The 17,454-nt window shown below is 42.4% G+C and carries 17 protein-coding genes; 12 read left to right on the top strand and 5 right to left on the bottom strand.

What is annotated here, in order from left to right:
• Positions 1 to 109: 109 nt before the first annotated feature.
• The 9 genes from IEW05_RS05420 (at position 110) to IEW05_RS05460 (ending at position 6,968) form a co-directional block, all read left to right on the top strand.
• Positions 110 to 430, top strand: coding sequence for a hypothetical protein (locus IEW05_RS05420; RefSeq protein ID WP_188536564.1), 321 nt, complete (start codon positions 110 to 112; stop codon positions 428 to 430).
• 102 nt (positions 431 to 532) lie between these two features.
• Positions 533 to 1,366: an MBL fold metallo-hydrolase gene (locus tag IEW05_RS05425; protein ID WP_194434092.1), complete on the top strand. Its 834-nt coding sequence runs from the start codon at positions 533 to 535 to the stop codon at positions 1,364 to 1,366.
• Positions 1,367 to 1,552: 186 nt separating this feature from the next.
• Positions 1,553 to 2,563, top strand: a complete 1,011-nt coding sequence (locus tag IEW05_RS05430) for a helical backbone metal receptor (protein WP_188536568.1) — start codon at positions 1,553 to 1,555, stop codon at positions 2,561 to 2,563.
• 27 nt (positions 2,564 to 2,590) lie between these two features.
• Positions 2,591 to 3,586 (top strand): FecCD family ABC transporter permease, encoded by a 996-nt coding sequence (locus IEW05_RS05435; RefSeq protein WP_188536570.1) that lies wholly within the window; start codon positions 2,591 to 2,593, stop codon positions 3,584 to 3,586.
• Between the two features lies 1 nt (position 3,587).
• Positions 3,588 to 4,364: an ABC transporter ATP-binding protein gene (locus IEW05_RS05440; RefSeq protein ID WP_188536572.1), complete on the top strand. Its 777-nt coding sequence runs from the start codon at positions 3,588 to 3,590 to the stop codon at positions 4,362 to 4,364.
• An 18-nt stretch (positions 4,365 to 4,382) separates the two neighbouring features.
• Positions 4,383 to 4,898, top strand: a complete 516-nt coding sequence (locus IEW05_RS05445) for a HugZ family pyridoxamine 5'-phosphate oxidase (protein WP_188536575.1) — start codon at positions 4,383 to 4,385, stop codon at positions 4,896 to 4,898.
• A 25-nt stretch (positions 4,899 to 4,923) separates the two neighbouring features.
• Complete coding sequence (locus tag IEW05_RS05450) at positions 4,924 to 5,385, top strand: DinB family protein (protein ID WP_188536577.1); 462 nt, start codon at positions 4,924 to 4,926, stop codon at positions 5,383 to 5,385.
• Between the two features lie 178 nt (positions 5,386 to 5,563).
• A complete protein-coding gene (locus tag IEW05_RS05455; protein ID WP_188536579.1) occupies positions 5,564 to 6,085 on the top strand; it encodes a putative ABC transporter permease in 522 nt (173 codons plus the stop codon).
• Positions 6,086 to 6,098: 13 nt separating this feature from the next.
• Positions 6,099 to 6,968: a divergent polysaccharide deacetylase family protein gene (locus tag IEW05_RS05460; RefSeq protein WP_188536581.1), complete on the top strand. Its 870-nt coding sequence runs from the start codon at positions 6,099 to 6,101 to the stop codon at positions 6,966 to 6,968.
• Here IEW05_RS05460 and IEW05_RS05465 read toward each other — a convergent pair.
• Entirely contained in the window at positions 6,955 to 7,644 is a 690-nt protein-coding gene (locus IEW05_RS05465) for an N-acetylmuramoyl-L-alanine amidase family protein (protein WP_188540736.1), read from the bottom strand. The genes IEW05_RS05460 and IEW05_RS05465 overlap by 14 nt on opposite strands.
• A 148-nt stretch (positions 7,645 to 7,792) precedes the next feature.
• Here IEW05_RS05465 and IEW05_RS05470 point away from each other — a divergent pair, with 148 nt between their 5' ends.
• Positions 7,793 to 8,005 (top strand): YqzE family protein, encoded by a 213-nt coding sequence (locus IEW05_RS05470; RefSeq protein ID WP_188536583.1) that lies wholly within the window; start codon positions 7,793 to 7,795, stop codon positions 8,003 to 8,005.
• A gap of 75 nt (positions 8,006 to 8,080) precedes the next feature.
• Here IEW05_RS05470 and IEW05_RS05475 read toward each other — a convergent pair whose 3' ends face one another.
• From IEW05_RS05475 to IEW05_RS05485, 3 genes are all read right to left on the bottom strand, one after another.
• Positions 8,081 to 9,037, bottom strand: coding sequence for a hypothetical protein (locus tag IEW05_RS05475; RefSeq protein WP_188536585.1), 957 nt, complete (start codon positions 9,035 to 9,037; stop codon positions 8,081 to 8,083).
• Between the two features lie 180 nt (positions 9,038 to 9,217).
• Positions 9,218 to 10,177: a YqhG family protein gene (locus tag IEW05_RS05480; protein WP_188536587.1), complete on the bottom strand. Its 960-nt coding sequence runs from the start codon at positions 10,175 to 10,177 to the stop codon at positions 9,218 to 9,220.
• Positions 10,178 to 10,183: 6 nt separating this feature from the next.
• Complete coding sequence (locus IEW05_RS05485) at positions 10,184 to 11,953, bottom strand: DEAD/DEAH box helicase (RefSeq protein WP_188536589.1); 1,770 nt, start codon at positions 11,951 to 11,953, stop codon at positions 10,184 to 10,186.
• Positions 11,954 to 12,264: 311 nt separating this feature from the next.
• Here IEW05_RS05485 and IEW05_RS05490 point away from each other — a divergent pair, with 311 nt between their 5' ends.
• Positions 12,265 to 14,847, top strand: a complete 2,583-nt coding sequence (locus IEW05_RS05490; protein ID WP_188536591.1) for an adenosylcobalamin-dependent ribonucleoside-diphosphate reductase — start codon at positions 12,265 to 12,267, stop codon at positions 14,845 to 14,847.
• Between the two features lie 70 nt (positions 14,848 to 14,917).
• Here IEW05_RS05490 and IEW05_RS05495 read toward each other — a convergent pair whose 3' ends face one another.
• Complete coding sequence (locus IEW05_RS05495) at positions 14,918 to 15,811, bottom strand: AraC family transcriptional regulator (RefSeq protein ID WP_188536594.1); 894 nt, start codon at positions 15,809 to 15,811, stop codon at positions 14,918 to 14,920.
• Between the two features lie 164 nt (positions 15,812 to 15,975).
• On the opposite strand from IEW05_RS05495, the gene rhaB reads away from it, so the two are divergent.
• Positions 15,976 to 17,430, top strand: a complete 1,455-nt coding sequence (gene rhaB / locus IEW05_RS05500; protein WP_188536596.1) for a rhamnulokinase — start codon at positions 15,976 to 15,978, stop codon at positions 17,428 to 17,430.
• The last annotated feature ends 24 nt before the right edge of the window (positions 17,431 to 17,454 follow it).

A 17,454-nucleotide genomic window follows, 5' to 3' on the forward strand; every position in this document is an offset into this window, starting at 1 on the left:
CATTTAACAACATATAGAGCGAACAGGATCGTGTTTTGAAGTGGCGAATAACGGTGATGTTATTAGATAGTCTTATCATCATTGTATTGTGAACGAAGGAGGGCAGAAAATGGCACTTGGAATTTTGTTAGTTGTATTTGTTACGCTCGCAATTGTCAGTTTGATTAGTATCTTGCTACTGTTTCTCGTAAAAGATCCAAGAATAAACCATATTTTTTTCATAGTTACGGTAATCTTAGGTATTGTGATCAGTTATATGAATTTCACTTCTATTGCGAGTAATATGTTTGCTCCGCGAGTCATTGCTGTAGTTTTTAGTATTCTGTTGGCTTTTGGAGTTATTCTGAGATACATGGGAAACATTACTGCAGCTAAAATATTGACTGCTGCTTCGGTGGTATTGGGGTGTCTTCAGTTATTCTTCTTTTAAATAGATTTGAAACTATATCTTAGGAGAGTTGTCATAGTTCTTGATCAAAAATGAAAGTATAGTTAACTCATAATCATGAATTGAAGAAGGACGGAGTTGGCTATGGAGATTACCGTGTTACTCGAGAACACTAGTTGTGATAGTAAGTATACGGCTAAGCATGGATTATCACTCTTGATCAAAGCTGAACACGGTCAGATTCTGTTTGATACAGGACCCGACCGCACATACATAGATAATGCGAAGCAACTAAATGTAGATCTTAGTATTGTGGACCATGTGGTGGTTTCTCACGGGCATTCAGACCATATTGGCGGCTTACCTTTTCTGAATGAAGTGAATTCAACAGCACCGATTTATTTTTGCAAAAATGCGTTAGAAACTCATTGGTTGAAAATAGGTCCTTATTATCACAATGTAAGTGCTCCGGATAACATTTTGAATATATATAAACAGCGAGCAAACACAATAACAGAGAAATTAGTTATTTTTGAAGGAGCAACTCTTATTCCTTTAGCACCAACCAATGCACATGAGAAGCATTTATACAAAGGTCCTAAGAATGAGCGAAAGCTGGACGATTTCAATCATGAATTGATGTTAGTTCTGGAGACAACGAAAGGACTTGTACTCATAACAGGGTGTAGTCATCATGGGATTGTAAGTATGACCAGGACTGCAATGGAGCATTTTCCGAATAGGTCTATTGCCGCATTGATCGGGGGATTTCATCTGATTGGAATACCGATCATCAATACCTTAGGAAAAACAAAAGAGGAAATCGTTGATACAGCGAGTACCTTGGATAACCTTCCTATACAATCAATCTATACATGTCACTGCACTGGACAAAGGGGATATGAAATTTTAAAAACAGTTTTACAAGAGAAACTACAGTATCTGGCTACAGGAGACACAATTATTCTAGAAGATTGATAGATGGATTCAAAGTGAGCTTAACTAGTTTTACTAGTCAAGCTCACTTTTTTTATGTGTTTTAATCGACTTCTTTGAAGCAGTGACGCATAGAAATTAAAATATAAGAATTTTATTGATAATGATTATCATTCTATGTATAATGAGAATGGTTATCAATATCAATTGAATTTTATGGGGGAAATTATGAAGAAGATTTGGGGAATCATCGTACTTATTTCGATTGTCATTGCACTAACAGCATGTGGTAATAAAGAAGCTAGCAACAAGAATCAAGAGAACAGCAACAAGCAATCCAATGTAGTTGCAACAGATGCACCAGATGCAGCAAATGCTAGCAACAATACGGAAGTATCAATAAATGTCGACGAGACTAGGGTCCAAGAGCTTCAAGCGCAATTTGGTCAGGAAAAACCAGCTAAAGCTGTAACTTTATCTGTTGCCATAACGGAGCTGTACGATGCACTTCAACTTGATCTTGTGGGTGTGCCAACTACGCAGAGCGAGTTGCCTGATTCGTATGCTAACGTTCAGCGTGTCGGTTCTTCTCACTCTCCGGATCTCGAACAAATTGCCAAACTTGAGCCTAATATTGTGCTTGCTCCTGCATCTATTAAGGACAGCATTGATAAAGTGCTCAAACCGTCTGGTATACCCGCTGCATACTTGCCGGTTGACTCCTTAGATGAGCTTAAGGAATCGTTGGTTACGCTTGGTCGAATCTATGGAAAAGAAGATCAGGCCAAAGAGGTGCTCACTACCTTTACTAATGCGGAAGCTGAAGCACTCAAAGTTATCGAGGGGAAATCAGCGCCTAGCGTGATGTTTCTATTCGGTTCAGTTGAGTCCCTTATGCTGATGAATGAGGATACATTTGCAGGTAGTCTGGCTAAGAAACTTGGTGCTTCAAATGTCCTGAGTTCTGTTTTGAAGCAATCTGAGACCTATGTTCCACTGAATATGGAATCGATTGTTGAAGCTAATCCGGATGTAATCTTATTGGTGGCGCATGGTGATCCAACCGCTGTTGCCCAAAAGTTTGAGGAAGATGTGAAGAAGAATGGGGTATGGGAGAAGCTTGATGCGTTTAAGAATGGGAAAATGGTTACCCTTGACTACAATCTTTACGGTGTCGCTTCGCTTGTTAAAGCACCAGATGCCTATAAGGATCTAGCTGCAATATTATATAACAACTAAGTTTATTTAAGTTAGGGGAGCAGTAAATTGGCGAGAAACTTCAAAAAGAAGGAAGCTACGATTTTAGGAATTGCTTTGCTGCTGCTCCTAGTATCTATTGTTTTTGCGATTGGCATTGGGAGTGTTCAATTTACACTTTCACAGACGTGGCAGACGTTAATTGGCTCCGGGAAGGATGCAGACAACACGATCCTGTGGGATATTCGGATCCCAAGAGTGCTGTTGGCACTCATTATCGGTGCTAATTTAGCCGCCTCCGGCATACTTTTACAAGCAGTAATGAATAACCCATTAGCCGATCCAGGATTGACTGGAGTGTCTAGTGGAGCAGCAGTTACTGTTTTATTTATCATGCTCGTTGCTCCTGAGTATTCAGGATTCATTCCTCTTGCAGCCATTGTAGGCGGGGGACTCGCTGCCATTATGGTCTATGCATGGGCTTGGAAGAAGGAGAGTGGATATACTCCGATTCGGATCATTTTATCTGGTGTTGCAGTCAACGCTGTATTTGGTGGTGTGATTGGATTACTTTCCATTCTATACAGTGATAAGCTACCTACCGCGCTTTCGTGGATGAATGGTAGCTTGTCCGGTAAAGGGATGAAGGATGTATTAAACATCCTTCCCTACTCCGTAGCAGGTTGGGTCATGGCATTGCTGTGTATTCGTCAGGCTAATATCCTTCGGTTAGGGGAGCAGGCCGCACATAATTTAGGGCAAAATTTAAATCGGGTTCGTTTTTTGCTCTCTTTTGTTGCTGTATTCCTAGCTGCGATTTCAGTGTCCAAGGTAGGGCTTGTCGGCTTTGTTGGTCTGATCGTACCGCACATGGCCCGTATAATTATTGGATCCAATTACAAGCATAGTCTCCCACTTAGCCTGTTGCTTGGGGCGATGATATTAATTATTGCGGATACCGCAGGTCGGTCTTTATTTAGTCCACTGGAAATACCGGCGGGGATCATCATGGCTATGGCGGGAGGACCTTATTTTCTATATCTCATGAGAAAAGGAGGTGCCTGATATGCTAAATATTCATTCTCTCTCTATCCGTTATGCGGATAAAACCATTGTAAATGACTTCTCGATCGATGTGGAAGAAGGAGAGGTCGTATCGATTATCGGGCCAAATGGCTCTGGTAAATCTACCATTCTAAAAGGTGTAACAGGCCTTATACCATGTAAAAGCGGTCAAATTTGTATTGCGAATCAGGAAACTAACCAACTTAACAATAAGCAAATATCCAAATTGATGTGCATGCTGTGTCAGGGTAATGTAAGTCCGATGGATATGACCGTTGGGGAATTAATCAGCTATGGACGTATGCCTCACAAAAAGTGGTATGAGCGTATGGATGCAAAAGATTATGAAATCATTGAGTGGGCACTTATGAAGACTGGGATGCAGAATTTCAAGGAACGTCTGGTATCCACCTTGTCCGGTGGAGAAGCGCAAAAGGCATGGCTTGCTATGGCACTTGCCCAGTGCCCTAAGGTATTGCTTCTAGATGAGCCAACGACCTACTTGGACATCGCCCATCAACTGGAAGTGCTTGATCTAGTTCAATCGTTAAACCGTGAGTTAAAGCTTACAGTCGTTATGGTTCTTCATGATTTAAATCATGCAAGTACCTACAGTGACAAGGTATGTGTCATTAAAAAAGGATCTGTGCAAACCTATGGACGACCACAGGATGTACTGACGCAAGAGTTAATTCGGAGTGTATACGGTGTTGAGACAGAGATTGAGCAGTTGCCTAACAATCCGCGCCCACGTATTCATGTTCTTCATAAAATATAAACGAAACGAGGAAAAACTATGAAAGTAATGGATCTCGAGACAGTAAAGAAGCAATATTTAGATTTTACTAGTAGTTTAACTTCGGTCATGTTAAGCACTGTTGATGAAAAGGGTCAGCCGTTCATTTCTTATGCACCTTTTGTTAGGTATCAGGGTAAATTGTATGTTTATCTTAGTCAGATTGCACATCATTACTACCATTTAGAAAATAATAAAACGGTGGATGTCATGCTAATTGAAGATGAAGCGTCCACAGCGAATATGTTTGCTAGACAACGGGCCAGGTTTGTTTGTACGGCGAAGAATATCGGTAATGAAGGATATGAAGAAATATTCGAGCTGTTTGGAGAAGTGTTCAATAAAAAAATGATAGATATGTTACGTACGCTCGATTTCTCTTTGTTTGAAGTTACCCCTTTACAAGGTCGTTACGTTGCAGGTTTCGGTCAAGCCTTTGATATTGATCTTATGGCTGATAAATTCGAGCATGTTACTCGTGATGGGCATGATCAGAAAGATGACAAAGCAAATTAAGGCTTCATAAAAAGGGGTGACTAGGATGACTTATTCCACCATATTGCCATTGTGGAATTCGACTCAGGATCGATTTCACAGTATGGTAAAGAAATTGCCAGAACAAGATCTAACATTGCAATTAGGTCCTTCATCGATTGGAAACATGCTGCGACATAATGCTGAAGTCGAGTATATGGTTGCCGATTGGTTCTTTGGAAGGCCGATACCTGGGGACATTGAGATTCTAACTAGTCGTGGTGCCGCTAATAATAAGGTATCTCAAAGTAATCTTCAGGAGCTAATACAATTTCTCGAGAAGTCGAATACACATTTGATCCAAGCGATGGAGGCTCTTCCTGAAGAAGAATGGAATAAGCAGAAGGAGTGCCCTATCGGAGCTTCAACACCGCTTGAAGCTGTTGGACGACTTATGTATCATGCTGGAATTCATGCTGGCCAAATATCACTTATCCAGAAATGTACAACAAAACAGGAATCGATATAAAAGGGAATCCTAGATCGAAGGAGCATCATTTAGCGAAAGCTAAAGATGCTCCTTTTTATTTTTGCCTCGTGTATAGCATTGTTTGATTCTACAGATTTCATCTTGGCGCATTAATCAAGGCATGGTCAGTCATACTAGGAGAGATGATTTATCAATCTGTCGAAAGGCTGATGCTAACATGACTATGGATGCGTTGTTGTTTTATTTTCTGGTTTACTCGTTATTTGGTTGGCTTTTGGAGAATGGGTATAGTTATTTGACTGAAGGAGTGTTTGCAAAAGACGGTTTTCTTAAAGGACCTTATAAACCAATGTATGGGGTTGCCCCTTTATTATTGTTGTTATTGGGTACTGGACGTAGTCCCTTTGTTGTTGGGCTCCTCTGCTTAATCATTCCCACGGTTGTTGAGTATGTGAGTGGTTATTTACTTAACAGAGTATTTCATAAACAGTGGTGGAATTATTCAGAGAACCGAGTGCAATTGCATGGTCATATTTGTCTGAAATTCTCACTATATTGGGCGGTCTTGTCATTCGTGTTCCTGCGATATATTCATCCTTCCATTGAAGGGATATATGCAACAATGGCATCCGTCTGGGCAATGGTTAGCCCTGTATTCTTGCTACTGTTCTTAGTCGATCTTATTTGGACTTATCAGGTTAGACGTAGGGCAATAAAAAGTGATTTGATCGAACAATAAAAGGAGGGACCGTATGCGTCATTTGAATGGAAGAAGCAGAGTACTGTTAAGTCTATTCTCCGTTGTCCTTCTTACTGTGTTAGGGTGTAACCCGATAGCGACCGCAGCGACACAGTGGAGTATGGAGCAGGCTCCGTTGCAGGCAGAAGGTAAGGAAGTTAGGGAGCAGAAATTGGCGGTTATTATTGATGATCTCGGTAATGGAATGAAGGGTACGGAAGAGATCATGAAGATGCCAGTGAAACTTACGGTGGCGATTATGCCGTTTCTACGAACGACGGAAGCGGATGCCCGGCGGGCACATGAACAAGGCCATGACGTGCTGCTTCATCTTCCCATGGAACCTAAGCACGGTAATCCGAAGTGGTTAGGGCCTGGGGCAATATTATCGAATATGTCCCCTGAGGAAGTAAGAAAGAGGGTAGAAGCGGCAATTGATAATGTTCCATATGTTATAGGAATCAACAATCATATGGGTTCAAGGATCACGGGGGATGAAAAGGTGATGTCCATCATTCTTGATGTTTGCCGGGAACGGGGGTTATTCTTCATTGATAGTCGTACGAACTATCGATCAGTAGTTCCAAAATTGGCCGAGTTGAAGGGGATGCCCGAGGTTCATAATGAGATCTTCTTAGACGATTTTAAAACGGAGCAACATATTTCTGGACAATTACGGAAGGTTCAAGAGAAATTGATGCAGGAAGGACGCTGCGTTACGATTGGACATGTGGGTACTCAGGGTTTGAAGACGGCGACCGTACTGAAGCAGTTCATTCCAGCATTTCAGAAACAAGGAGTTACATTTGTGGGCATATCGGACTTAGTGCGGGAAAAAGAAAGTCCCGAACTAAGTCCGGGACCGGGAGTTATATTACCGTAAAATATTCCACAATTCCAGCATAAATAGCTTCGGCAATGGCTTGTTGACCGCGCGTGCTTATGAGCATGTTGCGGTCTTCGGCATTACTTATAAAACCTGTCTCTACAATAACCGCGGGCGAATCCGCATGCTTGAGAAGGTAGAAAGGTTTGCCGAGCTGCGTAGGGTGTGCGGTGCCATACAGCGTTTCAAGTGAATTCTGTAGACTAGATGCCAGAATTGCACTGCGACCTTCGTCTTGATGAAGGACCAAAGGTCCACGTTTTGATTTGTTCCGACCCCAATTCACATGTAAGCTGACGACGATTTCGGCGGGTAGTTCTTCAGTAAGTTGTTTACGTTGGGCTAAATCTCTTATGTGCCTGGAACGACTGCGTAACCAGCGATTATCATCGCTCAAGGCATAATCACCAGTTCTGTTGAGGATCGTTCGATAGCCATGACTACGAAGCACCATATAGAGCCTTCTAGATATAGCTAAATTGATATCCTTTTCCAAAATTTCTCCGTAGGAAGTACCGCCATCGATTCCGCCGTGACCGGCATCAATTAAGATGACGGGTTCTGGAAATGCATGCCGTAGATCTTTATCGTCAGCTTGGGCTGAAGAAGTCCATAGGCAGGAAGCCGCTAGCGCAGTGATAAGCAGGACTAGGAGGGACGAATGACGTTTCATGATCTCACCTACAAGATTTATTTTTCTATAGGTTGAGCCGAAAGTTGTTAAATCATGCATGCATCATCGGAATCCTTTGATTAGTCTGAGGTGAATCGGTGCAAGCTATAGTTAGGCAAGATCAGATTGAATGAAAGGAGTGGGAAATATGGCAAAAGGTGATGAGTTGGTGAAATACATTACGGAGAGGGTTGTTAATTATGTTGAGACCCCAAAAGAGATCCGTAAAGAACGCGCTAAACCAAAGGAATCGTGGTCACATTTATGGTTTGGGATGATCCCTTTTTCGATTGGTTTATGGATGAAACGGATTCCGACTAAGCGAAAAAGAGATAAGCAAACTTCCTCCCGGCTTTTGTAGATGAAGCTAATTTCATGGTTTGTACAAAATAACGGTCGCTGACCCATAATAACTGGGAAAGCAACCGTTTATTTTTTAACCTTTATAAGTAACAAAATAGCCACATTCCAATAGTGCATGAAGTGAAATCCACCGGGAAGATGAGTCTGTTCCAGTCAGAACATAGATAGATTCGTTAGAATATGTTGATGAATTAGATCCGGACCATTTTTGGTAACCGTGAATAGGTAATGACATCGAATAAGTGCGTTTCGGACCAGATGAGATAAAAACAAGTCGCTTACTTACATTCAATAAGGTTTCAAATGATTCTTGCTTAACTTGTAGTGCTTTCTCCGTCATCCATAAAATATTATCGTAAGGATCAAAAACTTTGGAAGTATGAACCGTTCGTTCAGGTGATAATTCCTTCTGGGCACTTCCTACAGCAAGCTCAGGGGCACGATAAGCAGCTACTTGCTGGGCCCAGCTATTCTTGCTCTCCGGTAACAATTCTCCTGTTAAGGCGTTCAGATAATGAGTTGAATTTTTGGAATTAGGTTTAGCCACTTCCCATTCCGCTAATACGGGACCTCCGTATAACGGAACTGCATTTTCTGTAATAACTCCCAGTTTGGATAGTCCGCTTCCTTTGAGAGCGGACTCCAGGGTGGATTGAACATATAAGGAGTCGGGACCACTACCGTACTCAACCAGTTTATACTCACCACTTTCTGTGGAGGAAATAATGAGATAGCCGGGAGGAGCTTGCTTTGTCTTAATAGTCACAAGCCAGCTGTGCGTCCCTGGACCAAGTGGCTCGATCACGGAATCGGCATCATCCCAGGTGGAGAGGGTCTCGGAAGAGGCTAATTGTTTGATCACATCTGCAACATAGTCTCGAAGATCAGCAGGCGCTGTGTCCAAAGCCTGGGCGGATTGGGCCACTTGCGCATGTAGCACGTTTACTTGAGGCTGCAGGACGATAGGCAGGAGAAGGATTGTACTAAGTAATATTTTGGCTACTATTGAAGTCGGTTTCCAGATATTCAAGTCTCTACACCTTCATTTCATTTGAATTGAACCGTTCACAGCGTGGCAATGGGATGAAGCTTAGATTGCTTGTCCATTGTATTGGAGTGGGCTCAAAAATGGTGTTACAACATGTCGCGCTGTTACAAGTTGTTTAGCTTCTATTTTTGCGGTCTTTTAGCGAGTAGGGTCAATTTCTGGTCAACGCGGCGAACGTAGATGAAAGATGCCGTAGTTCACGGTAGATACGACAATTCTCGGCTCGTACTGCCAGCGGATTTCTCCTTGTCTGGATTCGAACTGCTCCTGAATGGCTTGCTTTTGTTCTTCATCAGGTTGCTCCAATAGATCTCCGTAATAGGACTCAATGAGCATGAGTTCCTCTCTCAGACGTTCGGAGGCCGCTTCGGCCCAGCTGTGATCGTAAGCTTCGATTTTCTCTTGTAATCGGGATTGGAGTATATCGCGTCCATCAGCGAGTGAGAGTCTTGAAGGCTCGATAGCCACATTCTCGGGTACGCGAGGCACCCAGCTTTTGTCTGAAATTCTTGAGGAGAACATTTCATCAACCGTTCCACTTAGTAAAGATATCCCATAGAAGTGTAACTCCTCACGTTTCACATCGCAGGAGAGCTCGACCTTGAAGCATACAGCTAGCCACGGTTCATATGCTGCAGGAAGTAAAGTCATGCGCTGCCGCTGTCCAGGATCCTCAAATAAATAGACGCAGCGTCCACCGCGCTGTGCCGCAGCAAAAATCTGCTGGAGCCTTGGACTACCAAATGTAAGCTCCTCACGCTGAATCCTTCCTGGACCAAGTATTGGTAGTGGTCTGACTACACCGAAGTAACGTCCGAGGATACTGTCTTCCTGCGGAGCTGTTGTCCCCGTTGTTCCTAGTGCTGCCGATTCTGCAGCTTGAAGGTCCAGATCAGCCTGATGTTTCTGAGGATCGAAGATAAAGGAGAACGACATCGTTTCTGGCTCAGCACCTGTTCGCTCGATGAAACCCCAATAATAAGGGCGGTTCGTTAAATCACGATCAGCCTGAGGTGAAAGTTTTACAGTAACGTGATTAGGTGATTTCTCGATAATTTGACACTCGGTTGTCTCCAAATACGTCATGACAAAATTCTGGATTTGTTCCATTTTCATCGTCAATGTATTTTATCCTCCTAACAATTGCTTGAAGTCACCATCCGAATCCTTAGTAGATAATGTTTCATTATCCAGTTCATCCTTGATGGAATGAATACTACGACCAAGTGTATCAACACGACGGGCAATTTCATTATCGTCCTGTGATTCCAATAATATTTTGTAGATGCTATTTTCCAGTGAACCTTTCTTCTCAAAACGTTCTAGAATAACATCGAGTTGCCCGATAACCATTTCAAACATGTTGATCTTCTCATGAAGCAAGTTCAGAATATGTTCTTCAATAGTCCCTTTCGTAGACAAGTTATATATCATGACATCATTTTCTTGTCCTAAGCGATGAACCCGTCCGATTCGCTGTTCAACCCGCATAGGATTCCAGGGGAGATCAAAATTGATCATCTGATGACAGAACTGTAGATTGATTCCTTCACCACCAGCTTCGGTAGCAATCATCACTTGAGCTCGGCCACGGAAGAGATCCATCATCCAGTCTTTCTTACCTCGGTTCATACCACCTCGATATGGAACGGCCGTCATATTACGGTCTCGGAAATATTTCATCAGATATTCTTGAGTTGCACGGTATTCGGTAAAGACGATCACCTTGTCGTTCATCTCTTGGATGAGCTCCATCGTTTTCTCAGCCTTGCTATTCGTTTGAATCGTCTTAATAATGTCGACGAGCCCCCATATTCGCTCCCGTAGTGGAGAATCTGGGGCTAACTTTTTTGATAAATTAACGAGTGTAACAAAGACAGCATCCCGGCTACTACACACTTCCCGCTGAAGCGTAATCAATGACAGCATACTACTCAGGTTGCCACCCGCAGCTTGATATTGATCTCTGACAAAAGAAGTGACACCATCGTAAAGTTTCTTTTCTTCGTCGGAGAGTTCAACATGTACGTTGCGAACAATTCTCTTGGTGAACTCTAGTTCGCCGTCTCCACGCCGATTGCGAATCATAACTTTAGCGAGTTCACCCTTCAACTGTCCCTCATTTTTGGCCACTCGTTTATCAACGACGAAATTGGTCGAGAAATCACCCAATCCACCAAGTTGGCCTGGTTTAAGTAAACTGATGAGGTTGAATAGTTCTCCCAAATCGTTTTGCACAGGGGTAGCGGTCAGTAGTAGGCAATATTTTTTGCGTAGCTTCAGCATAAATTGATAATTTGTAGTCTTCTTGTTCTTTAGCTTATGAGCCTCATCAACAATGACCATGTCATACTCATTATTGAATAAAATATCCTTGTGAGGGTTGCGTTTTGCTGTATCCATAGAGGCAACAACGATGTCGTTTTGCCAAGAATATTCCTTTTTCTGCGCTACCGCAGGAATACCGAATTTCTGATTTAGCTCTCGCACCCATTGCAGAACAAGTGAAGCGGGTACAAGAATGAGCACTTTACGGATAAGCCCACGAATCATATATTCTTTTAGAATCATACCGGCCTCAATCGTCTTACCGAGACCAACCTCATCTGCGAGAATAGCACGCCCACGCATTTCGAATAATACCTTTCGAGCAGTTTCTGTCTGATGAGGCAGCGGCGTCACGTTCTGTAAATGTTGAAGGCAAAGCATTTCTTCAAAGCTAGTGACCAAAGAGGCAGCTTCTGCCTGAGCAGAGAGGTTGAATAGCTTCCAATCATCCCATGGACCACCTTTATTTAAGCGAGTTTCAAGATCTTCGTACCAGCTATGGTCGAATTCGATCGGAACAGGAACTGAACCTGTAGAATTTACTGTAGGGCTATGGGGATGAGGACACATGATGACAAAACCTCCATTAGTTGTTACGTATTCTTTTAGATGTAGGTGTAGTATGGACGAAAAAGAGGGAGTTCATAACTTTAAAGATTTCCAGTGTCTAAGGTAGGAAATAAAATGACGAAATTAAGAAGGATTTTTTATATAAAGAGGCTGTGAAATCGATATGTAGTATAGTATAATTGTATTCGCACACTATATATTGTGATCTATATGTAATTTCATGCTATATCTCTTAACATAGGTGCGAGCTTTCGAAGTAAGTTTTGTTACGAAGATTATTCAAGGAAGAAACTTTTAGGAGGGTGTTTTTTTTGGACAAACAGCAGAAGCAAACCTTAGAAGGCTTGAGTGAGAAAATCTTTTTGGACCGCTATGCTTGGAAGGATGCTGATCCAAGTCATGCGAAGGTAGGGGACGTTGTTCTCGTGCTTACAAAAGATGATCCGAAGTTTCCGACGAAGGAAGTCGGGGAAATCGTTGCTCGCGAAGGTCGAATGGTTACGGTCAAGACACGCCGAGGCGAGCTCGTAGAATCGGATGTGGAGAAGCTAACGCTGAATATTGAGAAAACACCAGAGGAAATGTGGGATCGTCTAGCTACCTCTATCTCTTCAGTTGAAAAGACGCCGGAACTTCAGAAGGATTGGGAAGAGAAGTTCCGCTATATATTGGATGATTGGAAATTAGTTCCTGGTGGACGAATTGCCGCAGGTGCAGGGGCTAGTGATGAATTGACACTCTTTAACTGCTATGTCATTCCTTCACCTAAAGATAGCCGTGGGGGAATTATGGAAACTTTGTCGGAAATGACAGAGATCATGGCTCGTGGCGGTGGTGTAGGGATTAATCTCAGTTCATTACGCCCACGTCGTGCCATTGTAAAAGGTGTAAATGGATCGTCTAGTGGAGCCGTATCTTGGGGCGGACTGTTTAGCTATACGACGGGTCTAATAGAGCAAGGCGGCAGTAGACGTGGAGCATTGATGTTGATGATGAATGATTGGCATCCGGATATCCTCGATTTCATCACAGTCAAACAAAGCATGGGGCAAGTTACGAATGCTAACCTGTCGGTATGCGTGAGCAATGATTTTATGAAGGCTGTTAAAGAAGATCTGGATTGGGAGCTTGTCTTCCCAGATACGACGGATGAGGATTATAACGACGTATGGGATGGCGATCTTGATAAATGGAAGGCTGCAGGACGAAATGTAGTTCATTATCGTACAGTTAAGGCCCGCGAGATCTGGCACACGATTATTGAGTCTGCTTGGAAATCGGCCGAGCCAGGTGTTGTATTTATGGAATACTATAATCAGATGTCCAACAGCTGGTATTTCAATCCAATTATTTGTACAAATCCATGTGGAGAACAGGGCTTACCAGGCTGGGGTGTCTGCAACCTGTCCGCGATTAATTTGTCCAAATTCTATGATGAAGAGAAACACGACATTGCATGGGATGATCTAGCGACTACAACGCGTTATTCCGTTCGCTTCTTAGATAATGTTATTGATCGAACCCCTTATCATTTTGAAGAAAATGAGTTGAATCAGAAGAAAGAACGCCGCGTAGGGCTTGGAACAATGGGCCTTGCGGAGCTGATGATTAAGCTGCATATTCGCTATGGTAGCCCAGAGTCACTAGAGTTTCTGGATAAACTATATGGCTTCATTGCCAAAGAAGCGTATCTGGCATCCTCAGAAATTGCGGAAGAGAAGGGTGCATTTCCAGCGTTTGAAGCAGACCCTTATTTACAAAGTGGATTTATGAAGGTGCTTTGTGATACGTATCCTGAAGTTGAGCAAGCAGTTCGTGAGAAAGGCGTTCGTAACGTAACACTTATTACACAAGCACCTACAGGTAGTACAGGTACTATGGTAGGAACATCAACCGGTATCGAGCCTTATTTCGCATTCAAATATTACCGTCAAAGTCGTCTTGGTTTCGATGAACAGTTTGTGCCGATTGCTCAGGATTGGCTGGATACTCATCCAGGGGAGGAGCTTCCGGATTATTACGTAACCGCGATGGATTTATCCGCTAAGGATCATATTCGTACACAAGCAGCTATTCAACGCTGGGTGGACAGCTCCATTTCCAAAACGGCGAATTGCCCGTCCGATTTTACGGTAGAAGAAACAAAAGAGCTATATGAAATGGCATTTGACCTCGGATGTAAAGGGGTAACGATATACCGTGATGGCAGCCGTGATGTGCAAGTACTACAAACGGAGAAGAAGGATGAGAAGCCAGTAGCGGAGGAAGTTATATCGACAGATGAAGAAGTGAGCAGCTTCACGCAGTCACTTTCTGTAAATACGGATACCGATGATAAGGTAGCTTTGGATAAACAGTATAAAAAACGTCCACAAGTCCTTCGTGGTGCTACTTATAAAATCAATACTCCATTCGGCATGGCCTACATTACGATTAACGATTTAGATGGGATCCCGAGTGAAATCTTCCTTAATGTCGGGAAGGCAGGCTCCGATGTGTTCGCTATGGCTGAAGCATTAGGACGCGTATGCTCTTTGTTCCTACGTTATGGCGATCATGGTCACAAGGTTGAGCTACTAATCAAGCATTTGAAAGGGATTGGTGGTTCCGGAGCGATTGGCTTTGGTCCAAACCGTGTGGAATCGATAGCGGATGCGGTAGCCAAAGCGTTAGAAACACATGTGCAAAATGGTCCCTATGTAGATCATGATCCCGCTCCAGTAGCGGCTACATTGGCTCATCATGATGATCACAATCATGAACCGGTTGGGAAGTCACACGGAGGTACATCAGTTACTTCACGTGATTTATGTCCGTCCTGCGGTGGTGCCACACTGATCAATATTGAGGGTTGTAAAACATGTAGTAATTGCGGATATAGCAAGTGCTCTTAACCCAATAGAAGTTGATTTGAACAAGAAGAGGGAAGGCCCAAGGCCTTCCCTCTCTTTTTCGTACATATATCTATCGTGAATATTCACTCTTCAGTTGGTTCTTCCATGTTTTTCGAAAAGATAGCGGTGTAAGCTCGGTTCGGTCTTTAAACAAATTGATAAAGTGACTTACATTATCTATGCCAATTTTTTCACTGATTTCGGCGACTGTAAGCTCTGAGTATTTAAGCAGCTCCTTGGCCCGAGTAATACGTAAATTAATGATATATTCACCCGGAGAGAGGCCGGTATGCTTTTTGAACAATTTAGATAAGTGATATTTATTTACTGATAATTTATTTGCTAAATAATCTAATGATAATTTCTCATTGTATCTTTTATAGATGAAGTCAAGAGCTTCCATGACTAGTGGTGGTGCATCCATATTTGAATGATCCGAAAGAGGGCTTGCAAGAATGACTTCCGTTAGCAATTCGACAATGAGTTTGGAGGATAATAATTCATTCTTTAGACTTTTATAATAATGTAACTCGATTAAATTTCGTAATAACTCAGGAATGGGAGTCTCATCTGAGGTTGACCGAACGGGTCCGTCTCCCTGTGAGAACTGTTCGTAATAAGCCCTTGCAGACGCGCCGTGCAGGTGAATCCACAACTTTTCCCATACATGACCTTTGGCTGGCGCATAATGCTGATAATTCATACAGTCTATTAGAAAAATCTGTTTTGGGAGTATATTGTACACTTTCCCACCATAACTTAATCTACCTTGGCCTGAAATGGTGTAAACCAGGAGAAAGGAATCTAAATATTCTCGCTCTGTGTAATACGTAGATAGCGTCTTAAAATGACCGATTTCTTGAACGTAAAAAAGAGCAGTTCTGGCAAAATCAGAAGGCGTATTAATTAACCGAATCGAATCTTCCGACCACGCATGTTCTGCGCTCTCCCAATAGGCTTGCATATATAAAATGCCTCCCAAGATTCTATTATTTTTCAACAATAATGTTGGATGTATTCATAAATATAAGCACTTACAATGTGAATATAAACTATTATCGCATATGCGGGAGGAAACTGTTCAAAAAATCTTTTGTTTAAGATTAAAGTAAAATAAGGAGTGTCTGTATGTTTAATCACATTGCCGTCGATATTGGTGCCTCTAGTGGACGACTTGTGCTAGGTAGATTAGAGGATGATAAGATCTTGTTGGAAGAAATCCATAGGTTTAGCAACGGTTTTACTGAACGAAACGGTTCCTGCTTCTGGGATATCGACTATCTGTATGATCAAATCATTGCAGGATTACAAAAAGCCAAAGGATGCGGCGTTCTAAAATGTACGTTAGGCATTGATACCTGGGCCGTTGATTATGTGTTAATCGATGAAAATGGTGAAAAAATCCAAGATGTATACTCCTACCGGGATAATCGTACAGAGAATACTATGGAGAAGGTTACAGCTCAAATATCCCCTGAAGAAGTGTATACGAAGACTGGAATTCAGCAACTCAGCTTTAATACGCTTTACCAGCTTTATATCCATGATCCACTTGAATTGGAGAAAGCTTACAAGATACTGATGGTGCCGGACTATTTATATTACAAGTTATCCGGCCATATGATGAACGAAGTAACTAACGCATCCACGACTCAACTACTGAATTTACAAACGCGTGATTATGATACCGATTTATTAAATCTGTTGCATCTTAAAAGAGAGCATTTCGCCGCACTAACAGAACCTGGGGAAGTACTTGCGTTTGTTAGCGAAGCCATAGTACAACAATACGATTTACCAGAGTGTCTGCTCATTTGTGCCGCAACACATGACACTGCTTCTTCCGTACTTGGTGTACCAGTACAAGAGGGTCGTTCTTCAGCTTTTATCAGCAGTGGCACATGGTCATTGCTAGGAGTTGAGTTAAGCCATCCAATAAATAATCATGATGCGATGAAAGCGAACTATACAAACGAATGGGGAGCTTTTGGTACTTATCGCTTTTTGAAAAATGTTATGGGTATGTGGCTCATACAGGAAGTTCGGCGACTAGGGGATTATCGATACAGCTTTGCAGAATTAGCAGAACTCGCAGCAAATGAAGAAGGATTTCGAAGTTTGATCCCCTGCAATCATCCTAGATTCTTAAACCCACTCAATATGATTGAAGAGATTCGTAGAGCTTGTCTGGAAAGCGGTCAACATGTGCCGACAACAATAAGCCAAGTAGCCCGCTGTATCTTTGACAGCCTGGCACTTTCATATTATTCCTATCTTAATGAGCTGGAAGAGCTTACGGGTACACCCATTGATGTGGTGCAAATCGTTGGTGGTGGTTCGAATAATGAACTGCTATGTCAATTGACCGCTGATGTTACGGGGAGAGAAGTTCTAGCTGGACCGACAGAATCTACAGCTCTGGGTAATATTGCAGTGCAACTTATTCGCACTAGGGATATTTCGGGAATTCATGAGGTCAGAAAGATAATAGGAAATTCATTTGAGATTAAATCCTATCTGCCAAGAAAAATGGCAAATTTCAAAGAACTCATCAACCGTTGGAGCTTAGTATTGCTGTTATAACGATACAAAAATATAACTTTAGGA

The sequence above is a fragment of the Paenibacillus segetis genome, assembly GCF_014639155.1.
GTDB lineage: Bacteria > Bacillota > Bacilli > Paenibacillales > Paenibacillaceae > Fontibacillus > Fontibacillus segetis.

Coding starts and splice junctions, on each gene's coding strand:
- IEW05_RS05455 (WP_188536579.1), top strand. CDS start 5,564: ATGACTATGGATGCGTTGTTGTTTTATTTTCTGGTTTACTCGTTATTT.
- IEW05_RS05420 (WP_188536564.1), top strand. CDS start 110: ATGGCACTTGGAATTTTGTTAGTTGTATTTGTTACGCTCGCAATTGTC.
- IEW05_RS05470 (WP_188536583.1), top strand. CDS start 7,793: ATGGCAAAAGGTGATGAGTTGGTGAAATACATTACGGAGAGGGTTGTT.
- IEW05_RS05425 (WP_194434092.1), top strand. CDS start 533: ATGGAGATTACCGTGTTACTCGAGAACACTAGTTGTGATAGTAAGTAT.
- IEW05_RS05460 (WP_188536581.1), top strand. CDS start 6,099: ATGCGTCATTTGAATGGAAGAAGCAGAGTACTGTTAAGTCTATTCTCC.
- rhaB (WP_188536596.1), top strand. CDS start 15,976: ATGTTTAATCACATTGCCGTCGATATTGGTGCCTCTAGTGGACGACTT.
- IEW05_RS05440 (WP_188536572.1), top strand. CDS start 3,588: ATGCTAAATATTCATTCTCTCTCTATCCGTTATGCGGATAAAACCATT.
- IEW05_RS05495 (WP_188536594.1), bottom strand. CDS start 15,811: ATGCAAGCCTATTGGGAGAGCGCAGAACATGCGTGGTCGGAAGATTCG.
- IEW05_RS05485 (WP_188536589.1), bottom strand. CDS start 11,953: ATGTGTCCTCATCCCCATAGCCCTACAGTAAATTCTACAGGTTCAGTT.
- IEW05_RS05465 (WP_188540736.1), bottom strand. CDS start 7,644: ATGAAACGTCATTCGTCCCTCCTAGTCCTGCTTATCACTGCGCTAGCG.
- IEW05_RS05450 (WP_188536577.1), top strand. CDS start 4,924: ATGACTTATTCCACCATATTGCCATTGTGGAATTCGACTCAGGATCGA.
- IEW05_RS05430 (WP_188536568.1), top strand. CDS start 1,553: ATGAAGAAGATTTGGGGAATCATCGTACTTATTTCGATTGTCATTGCA.
- IEW05_RS05445 (WP_188536575.1), top strand. CDS start 4,383: ATGAAAGTAATGGATCTCGAGACAGTAAAGAAGCAATATTTAGATTTT.